Origin of the sequence: Guyparkeria sp., from assembly GCF_041687595.1 — a bacterium.
Classification (GTDB): Bacteria; Pseudomonadota; Gammaproteobacteria; order Halothiobacillales; family Halothiobacillaceae; genus Guyparkeria.
In genome coordinates, this window is sequence record NZ_JAWLBP010000060.1 from 1 (window position 1) to 11,285 (window position 11,285).

At 67.5% G+C, this 11,285-nt stretch carries 9 protein-coding genes and 1 pseudogene; 3 read left to right on the forward strand and 7 right to left on the reverse strand.

Going from position 1 to position 11,285, the window contains the following annotated elements; genetic code table 11:
* Positions 1–2: 2 nt before the first annotated feature.
* From ACESL5_RS08745 to ACESL5_RS08765, 5 genes are all read right to left on the reverse strand, one after another.
* A complete protein-coding gene (locus ACESL5_RS08745) occupies positions 3–668 on the reverse strand; it encodes an RluA family pseudouridine synthase (protein WP_372592403.1) in 666 nt (221 codons plus the stop codon).
* Positions 665–3,340, reverse strand: coding sequence for a [protein-PII] uridylyltransferase (gene glnD, locus ACESL5_RS08750; protein ID WP_372592404.1), 2,676 nt, complete (start codon positions 3,338–3,340; stop codon positions 665–667). Before glnD ends, ACESL5_RS08745 begins: the two co-directional genes overlap by 4 nt.
* 24 nt (positions 3,341–3,364) lie before the next feature.
* The gene (gene map / locus ACESL5_RS08755) at positions 3,365–4,123 is read right to left on the reverse strand and encodes a type I methionyl aminopeptidase (RefSeq protein ID WP_372592405.1); all 759 of its coding nucleotides are present in this window, start codon (positions 4,121–4,123) and stop codon (positions 3,365–3,367) included.
* 130 nt (positions 4,124–4,253) lie between these two features.
* Complete coding sequence (locus tag ACESL5_RS08760; RefSeq protein ID WP_372592406.1) at positions 4,254–4,811, reverse strand: peroxiredoxin family protein; 558 nt, start codon at positions 4,809–4,811, stop codon at positions 4,254–4,256.
* Positions 4,812–4,921: 110 nt separating this feature from the next.
* Entirely contained in the window at positions 4,922–6,862 is a 1,941-nt protein-coding gene (locus tag ACESL5_RS08765; RefSeq protein ID WP_372592407.1) for a chloride channel protein, read from the reverse strand.
* 181 nt (positions 6,863–7,043) lie between these two features.
* On the opposite strand from ACESL5_RS08765, the gene argC reads away from it, so the two are divergent.
* The 3 genes from argC (at position 7,044) to ACESL5_RS08780 (ending at position 9,786) form a co-directional block, all read left to right on the forward strand.
* Entirely contained in the window at positions 7,044–8,078 is a 1,035-nt protein-coding gene (gene argC / locus ACESL5_RS08770) for an N-acetyl-gamma-glutamyl-phosphate reductase (RefSeq protein ID WP_372592408.1), read from the forward strand.
* Between the two features lie 115 nt (positions 8,079–8,193).
* Positions 8,194–8,568, forward strand: a complete 375-nt coding sequence (erpA, locus tag ACESL5_RS08775) for an iron-sulfur cluster insertion protein ErpA (RefSeq protein ID WP_372592409.1) — start codon at positions 8,194–8,196, stop codon at positions 8,566–8,568.
* A 12-nt stretch (positions 8,569–8,580) separates the two neighbouring features.
* Positions 8,581–9,786: a citrate synthase gene (locus tag ACESL5_RS08780; RefSeq protein WP_372592410.1), complete on the forward strand. Its 1,206-nt coding sequence runs from the start codon at positions 8,581–8,583 to the stop codon at positions 9,784–9,786.
* A gap of 83 nt (positions 9,787–9,869) precedes the next feature.
* Here ACESL5_RS08780 and ACESL5_RS08785 read toward each other — a convergent pair whose 3' ends face one another.
* Positions 9,870–11,066, reverse strand: a complete 1,197-nt coding sequence (locus ACESL5_RS08785) for an anhydro-N-acetylmuramic acid kinase (protein ID WP_372592411.1) — start codon at positions 11,064–11,066, stop codon at positions 9,870–9,872.
* A gap of 3 nt (positions 11,067–11,069) precedes the next feature.
* Positions 11,070–11,285: pseudogene (locus ACESL5_RS08790) on the reverse strand (peptidase M23); the annotation flags it as partial.

Here is an 11,285-nt window from a genome sequence, read left to right on the forward strand (position 1 = left end):
CCCTAGAACGGCGGTTCGCAGTGGTAGTCGACTTTGGGGGCGTCCGGATGTTCCGGGTCGGGGAAGACCAGCCGCGCGGCGTGCAGCATCAGGCGCGCGTGGCGGTTGGCCTCGGGGTGATAGAGCGAGTCGCCCTGGATGGGGCGCCCCTGGGCCAGCAGGTGCACGCGCAGCTGGTGCGAGCGTCCGGTGATCGGCTCGAGAATGATCCGAATGCCGTCTTCCACCGGTTCGGCCACGCGGTAGCGGGTCTGCGATGGACGCCCGCTCTCCGGGTCGATGCGGTAGCGCGGCCGGCGCTCATGGTCCTTGCCGATCGGCAGGTCGATCAGCCCCTCGGCGGGTTCGAGCGGGGCGTCGATCAATGCCTCGTAGGTCTTGTCCACGTCGCGTGCGGCGAAGGCCTTCGACAGAAACGAATGCGCCCGGGCATTGCGCGCCAGCACCAGCAGGCCCGAGGTGTCCCAGTCCAGACGGTGGACGATGCGCGCCTCGGGGAATTCCATCTGCACGCGGTGGATCAGGCAGTCCTGCTTTTCCGGCCCGATGCCGGGCACCGACAGCATCCGTTCCGGTTTGGCGACGACCAGGAAGTCGCGCCGCTCGTCGAGCAGTGCCCAGTCGCCTGGTGGCTGGTTTGCCGGTGCGTTGTGGTCGATGGCGTTCATGCTTCTTGGGTTCCCTTCGCAGCCAGGGTCAGGGCCTCGGCAATCGCCTGCTGGTGCTCGCGGTCGTTGATCGGGTGGCCATTCTGGTCGACGACGAAGAAAGCATCCTCTGCGCGCTCGCCCAGCGTGGCGATGCGCGCGTGCAGCAGGATCGCGCCCATGCGCCACAGGGTGTCCGACAGGTCGGCCAGCAGGCCGGGGCGGTCCTTGGCCAGCACCTGGATCATGGTGCGCGCCCGGGCGATGTCGGGAGAGAATTCCACCTCGGTGTCGACGTCCAGGCTGGAGAGCTGGGCCGGGGTCCGGCGCCGCGTGACCGACAGGGCTCGACCGGGGTGGTGGATCACCTGCCTGAGCCGGTCGTGCAGGGCCTCGATGGCGCCGGGGTCGCTCACCGGCCGGCCCTGACGGTCGAGGACGAAGAATTCCAGCAGGATGAGTTCCGATTCGGGCAGTTGCTCGCGGTTGCCCGCGATGTCGATGGCATTCAGGCCGCTTTCGGCCACCAGCGGGCGCGGGATGACCGTGATGTTGGCCGACTGCACGTTCAGTCCCTCACGGTCGATGCCCGCCACGACGTGGGCGAACAGGGCCGGGTGGTTCTGCGCCAGGATCAGGATCTGCGTGGCCTGGTGGTCCGGGTCGTCGTTGATCGTCAGGGCGGGCAGGTCGGCATCGATGGCGACCCTTGAGTGGCGCAGGATGTTGTGGATCTCGTTGCGGAGGAAGTACTCCTCCGGCATGCCCGAGAGCCAGGCGGCCAGCTTGGCCGCGTCCATCCCTTCGCTCGAACCCTGCCGGTTGGCGTCGCGCCGCGTCTCGCGCACGATCTGCGCCGTCGAACGCACGCCTTCGGCGAAGTGCTGGTGGGTCAGATCGAACAGGCGGCGAAGCAGCGAGTCGCGCCAGGAATTCCACAACTGAGGGTTGGTCGCGCGGATGTCGGCGACGGTCAGCAGGTAGAGGTAGTCCAGCCGCTCGGGACTGCCGATCTCCCCGGCGAAGCGGCGAATGACCTCCGGGTCCTCGATGTCCTGGCGCTGGGCCGTGAACGACAGTGACAGGTGCTGCTCGACCAGCCAGCCGACCAGGTCGACGTCCGCGCGTGGCAGGCCGTGACTGCGGGCGAACTCGCGGGCGTCCACCGCGCCGAGCAGCGCATGGTCGCCACCCCGGCCCTTGGCGATGTCGTGGAACAGGCCCGCGAGATAGAGCACCTGCGGGCGAGGGATGCGGCTGAAGGCCTCGGCCGCCGTGGGGTTCTCCTCGCGGTACTCCGGCAGGGCGGGGCGGCGCAGGTTGCGGATCACCAGCAGGGTGTGCGTGTCGACCGTGTAGGCATGGAACAGGTCAAACTGCATCAGGCCCACGATCGGGGCAAACGCCGGAATGTAGGCGGCCAGCGCGCCGGTGAGATTCATGTTGCGCAGCGCGAGGTAGACGCCGCGCTCGGCGCGAAGCAGGCGCATGAACAGGTGCTTGGCCTGGCGGTTGGCGCGGAAGCCAGCGTCTATCACCGACAGGTTGGCGCGCAGCTGGCGGGCCGTCGCCGCCGTCATGCCCTCCAGTTCCGGGTGCTCGGCGAGCAGAAGGAACAGCTCGAGAATCGCCGTGGGGGACCGCATGAAAACCTGCGCGTCCCGGGTCTCGATCAGTTGCCCGCGCTTGATGAAGCGCGGATTGAGCCGTTCGACCGGTTCGAGTGTCTCGGGGTACAGCCGCTCGCGCCACTTCTGGATCAGCAGTCGTGACAGCCGCTCGACCTCGATGGTGGCGCGGAAGAAATGCTGCATGAACCGCTCGACGGCAAGGTTGCCGTCCTGCTCGCCTTCGTAGCCGAAGGTGGTCGCCAGGGTCTTCTGGTGGGTTAGGAGCAGCCGTTCTTCGGCGCGCTCGGCCAGCCCGTGCAGGCCGATGCGGATCTGGGACAGCAGGGTCTCGGCCCGCGCGAGAGCCCGGAACTCGTCATCGCGCAAAAGCCCCGCCCGGTGCATGGCCGCGAGGGTCGGCGCGCCATCGATGCGGTTGGCGAGCCAGCGGATGGTGTGGATATCCCGCAATCCGCCGGGCCCTTCCTTGATGTGGGGCTCGATCTTGGTGCCGACGTTGTCGTTGGCCTCGTAGCGGTCGCGTTGCTCGTCGAGCTTTGCGGCGAAGAACCAGCGGGCCGCGAAGGCCGACTCGTCACGGATGGCCTCGTCCAGACGCTCGAACAGGGCGTTGTCCCCGGCGACGAGCCGGGCCTCGAGCAGGCTCGTGTAGACCGTCGGGTCCTCGGCAGCCTCGATGCATTCATCGAAGCTGCGCACCGCGTAGCCGATCGACAGGCCGGTGTCCCAGAGGGTGTAGAGGAAGGCCTGCACGGCCTCGTCGTGCTCGTGGTCGGTGGTGAGCACCATCACGTCGATGTCCGAATGGACGAACATCTCGCCGCGACCATAGCCGCCCACGGCCAGCAGTGCGCAGGGAAGGCCCACGAGCCGATCCTGCCAGAGCTGCCGCAGGGCGCTGTCCACCCGGGCGGTGACCTCGGTGATGAATGCGCGAGCCTCGTTCTTCCCGGCGAGTGCCATGGGCCAGTGTTCGTTGAACGCGTCCAGCTGGCGGGCCAGGGGACGATCGCTCGGAAAGGTCGTCTGGTCGCTGAACGGGTTCTCGGGGGGAGGGTTCATGGGAGTCCGCGGGAGCTCGCCGGTCTACTCCGGCGGCCGGCTCAGGATGTCCACCCCGTCTTCCGTGACGGCGACCGTGTGTTCCCACTGGGCGGAGAGCGAGTGGTCCTTGGTGACCACCGTCCAGCCGTCACCCAGCAGCTTGATGTCCTTCTTGCCGGCGTTGATCATCGGCTCGATGGTGAAGGTCATGCCGGGCTTGAGGCGCACGCCCTCGCCGGGGCGGCCGTAGTGGACCACCTGCGGGTCCTCGTGGAAGTTGCGGCCGATGCCGTGGCCGCAGTACTCGCGCACTACCGAAAAGCCGCTTGCCTCGGCGTAGGACTGGATGGCGTGCCCGATGTCGCCCAGGGTCGCGTCGGGGCGGACGGCATTGATGCCGCGCATCATGGCCTCGTGCGTGACCTCGATCAGGCGCTCGGCTCGCACCGAGGGCTTGCCGACGGTGTACATCGCCGAGGTGTCGCCGTACCAGCCGTCCTTGATCACCGTGACGTCGATGTTGAGGATGTCGCCGTCGCGCAATGTCTTGTCGCCGGGGATGCCGTGGCAGACCTGGTGGTTGAGCGAGGTGCAGATCGAGGCGGGGAAGCCGTGATACCCGAGGGTGGCCGGCGTGCCACCCTGGACTTCGGTGATGTGCCGGTGAGCGATCTCGTTGAGCTCGCCGGTGGTCATGCCGGCACGCACGTGCTCGCGCATCAGCACCAGCACCTCGGCGGCCAGCTGGCTGGCGTAACGGATCTTCTCGATTTCCTCGGGGGTCTTGATGGAGATGTTCATGGCCTGTTCCGGCGGTCCTGGGTGGATGTGCCGTTGAGAGCTTCCCTGGATGGAGTCACGGCTCGAAGACCCTGAATTGTACCGAAAACAGCCCCGCTCCGGGGGACGGCGGGACCAGCGGCCGGAGTGCTCAGGCGGTCAGGCCGTCGAGAATGCCCCTGACGCGATCCATGTCGATCAAGCCGATCTTCTGGTACTCGATACGACCGGCGCTGTCGAGAATGAAGAAGGTGGGCGTGACGCGCACCGGCCCGAAGGCCTGCGCGCCCTGCTCGTTGGTGTCGTGCCAGATGGTGTAGGTCATGTCCTTTTGCTCCACCATCTTCTTTATCTGCTCGACGGGGTCGTAGCTCATCGCCAGCCCGATCACGTCCACACCCCGGGGCGAATAGGTGTCGTGGAGCTCCTGGATGTGCGGGATCTCTTCCACGCAGCCCGGGCAGGTAGTGGCCCAGAAGGTGATCACGGTCGGCGAGCCCTTGATTGAGTCGAGTGCGATCTCCTTGCCGTCCAGGTCGCGGACGGTCGCGTCGGACAGATCCAGCCCGCTGCCGGACAGGCAGCCGCCTAGACCGACGGCGGCGAGGGCCCCGGCACCACCCAGAAGCAGGCGGCGTCGTGCAGGATCGGGGCACGAATCCGCAACGGGCGTGTTCGGGGTCGGGGTCTTGTCGGTGCGCAAAGTCATCTTCGGTCCCTCTACTCAGGGCAGGGCGGATTGAACATCAACGACATTCGTGGATGGCGGCGTGGCGCCACCCGAAACAGACTTCAGCCTGTCGCTGAAGTTCCCGGGTATCAGCGCTCGACAATGGCCTGCTCGAGCATGGCCGCCGTCATCACGCCCAGCGTGCGCGCCTGCGGCGAGCCGATCATGCGTCGGGCCACCAGCACCTCGACATCGTTCTCCCGCATGACGCGCTGGGCCTGGGTCAGTGTATAGCCCACCTCGACGTCGGCGGCGCGGTAGAAGCCGCTGATCTCGCTCGGGTTGATCAGGGTTTCCTCGCGGACCTGCTGGGCGATCGTCTCCATGTCGACGGCCTCGGTGGTCATCGCTTCATCGCCTTCGACCCCCGACTCGGCGGCTGGCTGCTCTGTCTCCTGAGCTTCCACAGCCTCCTCGCTGCTCGCCTTGCGCGCCTGTTCGGCCTGCGACTGAGCGTCGAACAGCGCCTGGTTGAATGCCTGGTCGAAGGCGGCGCGAGCGGGTGCATAGCGGATCACGCCCATGGCCTGACGGTTCTCGTCGCGGATGACCAGCCAGGCGGGCTTCTCCTCGAGCGCCTGCTCGAAGCGGCCCAGGTTGCAGGGGCAGTTCACCTCGGCGACCCGCCGCTCGATGATGCTGGAGACGCCGATGTTGTCGCCGTTGAACCACAGCGACGGGCCCGGCATCTGCTGGTCGTTCGCCCGCAGTATGGCGTCGTACAGTCCGTCCTTGCCGAACACCATGCGGCTGACCAGCCCCGCGACCACGATGGTGATCATTGCCGGCAGGATGGCGCCGGTATCGCTGGTCAGTTCGAGCACCGCCGCCAGGGCGGCCAGGGGCGCCTGCAGGGTGGCGCCCATCATCGCGCCCATGCCCACCACGGTATAGAAGGCGACGTCCGACATCGGGATCTGCCCGAGATGGTAGAGGGTGCTACCCACCGTGCCGCCGATCACCGCCCCGATCATCAGTACCGGGGCGATGGTGCCGATCGGCAGACCTAGGCCGACGGTGAGGCTGGCGAGGAACCACTTGGCCAGGGCGATCACCAGGAGTGCCCCTACCGTCAGGCCCGCGGCCGCGACCAGGTCCGTCGTGTCGTGACCGATACCCATGATCTCCGGGATCCAGAAGCCGATCACCCCGGTGGCCACGCCCGCGGCGGTGAAGCGTACCCAGACCGGCCAGTCCCAACTGCGGGCGATGGTGCCTTCGACGATCCGGATGTAGCCGGCGGCCATCGTGCCGATGATCAGCCCGAGCGCCAGCAGGGTGGGCACTTCCCAGAAGGACATCTGGTGGTGGATCTCGATGCTGAAGAGCGTCTCGGGGCCGAAGACCGTGGTGGCCAGCAGCGCGCCCATGGACGAGGCCAGGATCACCGGCAGGAAACTGGCGAGGGTGTATTGCTTGATGACCACCTCCAGCGCGAAGATCACGCCGGCCAGCGGGGTGTTGAAGGCGGCGGAAATGGCGGCCGCGACCCCGCAGCCGGACAGGGTGCGCACGCTGTTGTTGGGCAGCCCGAGCGTGTGCCCGAGGAGGCTGCCGCTGAAGGCGCCCAGGTGGATCCCCGGGCCTTCGCGCCCGCCGGTCAGGCCGATCAGCAGGCCCCAGATGCCGGCGACGAACTGCACCACGGCGTTCTGCCAGGGCATGTCGGCGCCGAAACGGTGGAAACGGATGATCACGTGGCCGACGCCGACATTGCGCAGACCGACGGGAAGCAGGTGAAAGGCCAGCCCCAGCAGCAACGCGCCGATCACGGGAAGGCCCAAACGCCATTCGGGCGGCAGGGCCTCGTATCGTTCCGCGCCGGGGAGTCCGAGCCCGTAGACCTGCAGGCCCTCGAGCGCCAGCCGGAAGGCGACCACCAGCAGTGCGGCGATCAGGCCGGCGATCAGGCCCAGCAGCGTGACCTGGAGCAGTGCATCGGGCTGGGCCAGGCGCAGCCGCAGCCGTTCGATGAAACGGCTGATCGGACGGCCGAGCCAGTCCTTGATGCGGGCGAGCGTTGCGGTCAAAAGCCGGGCCTCCCGGGGAAGCGGTGACGACGGTTGGGTTCAGGGCATGCGCTGGCCCGCGATGACGGCCCTGCTAATATGCCATGATTGGGGCCCGGATTCGACCGGGCGGTCCTTCCAGCGGCAGACGCCGGGAGGCGATCCGCGAACCCATGACATGCACAGGCTGTCGAGGACAGGAATGAAGAAGATCGGAATCGTCGGAGGCACCGGGTATACCGGGGTCGAGTTGATGCGCCTGCTCGTGCATCACCCGGAAGTCGAGGTGGTCGCGATGACATCGCGCGGAGAGGCAGGCAAGCGCGTGGACGCGCTCTTCCCCAGTCTGCGCGGGCATACGGATCTCGTCTTTTCCGCCCCGGGCGAGACCGACCTCGCTGCCTGCGACCTGGTGTTCTTCGCCACGCCCAACGGGATCGCCATGCAGGAGGCCCCGGCCCTGCTGGAGACAGGGGTGCGGGTCGTCGACCTGGCCGCCGACTACCGCATCAAGGACCTCGATGTCTGGTCGCGGTGGTACGGCATGAAGCACGCGTCGCCCGAGTGGGTGGAGCGTGCCGTCTACGGTTTGCCGGAGCTCTACCGCGACGAGATCCGCGGGGCGGAGTTGGTGGCCAATCCCGGCTGTCATGTCACCGCGACCACGCTGGCGGTGATGCCGCTGATGGGAGCCGACTGGGTCAATCACGGACAGATCGTCGCCGACACTAAGTCGGGTGCGAGTGGCGCGGGCCGCTCGGCGGCCGTGCACACCCTGATGGCGGAGGCCGGCGAGAGCGTCCGCAGCTATGCCGCCGCCGGTCACCGCCATCAGCCGGAGATCAGCCAGACGCTGCGGGCGCTGTCCGGGCGCGAGGTGGGGCTGACCTTCGTGCCGCACCTGGTGCCGATGGTGCGCGGGATCGAGTCCACGGTCTACCTGCCCATCTCGGGCGAGCCGTCGGAGGATCCGCAGGTGCTCTACGAGCGCTACTACGCCGACGAGCCCTTCGTCGACGTGATGCCGCCGGGCAGCCACCCCGAGACTCGCAGCGTGCGTGGCAATAATCTCTGCCGGATGGCCGTCCATCGTCCGCTGGGGGGCTCGATGCTGGTGATCTCCAGCGTGATCGACAACCTCGTCAAGGGGGCAGCCGGACAGGCCGTGCAGAACATGAACCTGATGCTCGGCTGCGAGGAGACCGCCGGGCTGGATCTGGTCGCACTGTCGCCCTGAGCGGCCTGGCAAATTCCCGCCAATCGTCTGATAGACTGTCGGTTTGCCGGTCCGCCGGCGGGTTGCCGGTCTTCATGGCGGCCCAGGGCGGACGCAATCGTTTGAGGTGAACGCGATGAGTGAAGCAACGGACACCATGGTCGCCGAGGCGGCCCCCGAGGCCGCGCCGCTGGTCTTTACCGAGAATGCGGCGCGCAAGGTCCAGTCCCTGATCGAGGAGGAAGGCAACCCCGATCTGAAGCTGCGCGTGTTCATCACCGGCGGCGGCTGCTCCGGGTTCCAGTACGGCTTCATGTTCGAGGAGCAGGCCCAGCCGGACGACACAGCGGTGGAGCGTTCCGGCGTGACGCTGCTGGTCGATCCGATGAGCATCCAGTATCTCGAGGGTGCCGAGATCGACTACAAGGAGGACGTCTCCGGGGCGCAGTTCGTCATCCGCAACCCGAACGCGGCGACGACCTGCGGCTGCGGCTCCTCGTTCTCCATCTGATCAGGTTTCGGCGTGGGCACGGCCCGCGCCCTGCACTTCCAGGGTTTTAACAAGGCGTTGTCGATGGATTTCGTACCGGGTTTACAGGGTGTGCCGGCGGCACAGTCCGCCATTTCGTATCTGGACGGTCAGGCCGGCCTGCTGACCTACCGCGGCTACCGGATCGTGGATCTCGCGCAGCAGAGCACGTTCGAGGAGACCGCCTGGGTCCTGATCCACGGTGATCTGCCCACCGCTCTGGAACTGGCGGAGTTCGATGCCGAACTGCGTCGAAATCGCCGCGTGAAGTACAACGTGCGTGACATCATGAAGTTCCTGCCCATCGACGGGCACCCGATGGAGGCCCTGCAGACCTGCGTGGCCAGCCTGGGCATGTTCTACCCGGGGCAGGAGCGCATGACCGCCAACGGCGTGAATGCCGACAGCGAGTTCGTCGAGCAGATGATCGTCAAGATCCTCTCGAGCATGTCGACGCTCGTGGCCATGTGGGAGCACATCCGCAAGGGCGACGACCCGGTTGCGCCCCGCGCCGATCTCTCCTACGCGGAGAACTTCCTGTACATGATGACCGAGCGCGAGCCCGACCCGATCGAGGCGCGCATCATGGACGCCTGCCTGATCCTGCACGCCGAGCACACGCTCAATGCCTCGACCTTCGCCTCGCTGGTCTGCGGGTCCACCCTCGCGCCGCCGAACCTGGTGGTCGCCTCGGCGATCGGTACGCTGGCCGGTCCGTTGCACGGTGGTGCCAACCAGCGCGTGCTGGCGATGCTCGACGAGATCGGCTCGGTGGAGAACGTCACGCCGTGGCTGGAACAGAAGCTGGCCAACAAGGAGGTGATCTGGGGGTTCGGGCACCGCGAGTACAAGGTCAAGGACCCGCGCGCCGATATCCTGCAGGGGCTGCTCGAGCAGTTGCGCGAGCATCGCGGCGGGCAGCTCTCGCCTCTCTACGAGATCGCCCGCGAGTTGGAGACCCAGGCCGCCGAGCATCTGGCCGGCAAGGGTGTCTACCCGAACGTGGATTTCTACTCGGGCCTGCTCTATGCCGAGCTCGGCATACCGCGCGACCAGTTCACGCCGATCTTCGCCATCTCGCGCACGGCCGGCTGGCTGGCACACTGGAAGGAGCAGATCGCGAACAACCGCATCTACCGACCCACCCAGGTCTACGTGGGCGAGAGCCCGCGAGAATACCGCTCCATCGGCTCCCGCTGATCACCTCGGCCCCGGCGCTTCCGCCCCGGGGCCGATTTCGTTTGGGGGCGACAACACCGCGGCCCGGCCACCCGGGACCTTGGTTACGCCGGGTACCAGCCTCCCAGCACGCGCGCCCCGCGGGCGCCAGTGACTGCCGGGGCATTGCCGGGTTCTCCGCGCATCAGTTGCCGTGCCAGCCAGGCGAAGGCGGCCCCCTCGACGCATTCCGGCGGGATGCCGTGCCAGTCGCTGGTCACCACTCGAGCCCGGCCTGCCGACTCCACCTGCGCCCGCAGGCGCTCGACAAGGCGGGAGTTGCGGGCCCCACCGCCACAGACGATCACCTCGGTCGCTTTGCCGTCGCTGCTGTCCGGCAGCCAGGGCCTCATCGCACCGGCGACGCTGATCGCCGTGAGTTCCAACAGGGTGGCCTGCACGTCGGCGGCGTCCATCGCGCCCAGCACCGTGTCGGCCCGCGTGGCGAGCCAGTCGAGGTTGAAGTGTTCCGGTCCGGTCGACTTGGGAGGAGCCAGCGTGAAGTAGGGGTCGGTCAGCAACCGATCGAGCAATCCGCTGTCGCAGCGTCCGCTCGCGGCCCAGGCGCCGTCTGCATCGAAGGGATCCCCGCGGTGTCGGGCGTGCCAGGCGTCCAGCAGGGTGTTGGCCGGGCCGGTATCGAAACCCTGCGGCTCCCTGCCGGGCTCGAGAATGGAAAGGTTGGCGATGCCGCCGAGATTGACGACGATGGTTGCCGCAGAGTCGGGCGTTGGCGGGAACAGGGCGGCGTGAGCCCGGGGAACCAGGGGGGCGCCCTGGCCGCCGGCGGCCAGATCCCGCCGGCGGAAATCGGCGGCCACCGGAATGCCGGTCAGCTCCGCGATCCGGCTGGGGTCCCCCACCTGCATTGTGAAGGCCTGTTCGCCCCAAGTGGGACGGTGGCGCACGGTCTGTCCGTGCGAACCGATCGCGTGCACCCGGTCCGGGTCGACGCCCGCGTGATCGAGCAGTGCCTGGATGCCTTCCGCCGTGGCCTCGGCCAATGCCCGGTCGGCCATGCCCAGCAGGTCGATGCTGTCACGTGATTCCCCGGGTAGCGGGGAGGGGTGGCTGGCGGTCGCCAGTGCGCGCAGCATGCCGGTCAATTCGGTACCGAGTGGCTGCTGGTGGTGGGCGACGAGCCTTGGCCGCGACAAGGAGAAATCGACGAGGCAGAGGTCCAGCCCGTCGATGCTGGTGCCGGTCATGGCGCCGATGAAGAATTCGGCGCCGTCCGTCCGGCCTGGCGTGTCGGTGGCCATGTTTCAGTCGTTCGAGGTGGGCTCGTTTTGGGCCAGGTGGATCGGCTGTGCGCTGCTGTCGATCCGTACCCGTGCGAGCTGATCCATCGACACGCGGGTTTCCGCCAGGAAATCCTCGCGGTGTTCGGACGGAATCGGGTTGGCCTCGGGCAGTTCGACTTTCACCGGATCGTAAGGCTTGCCGTTGACCCGCAGTTCGTAGTGCAGGTGGGGGCCCGT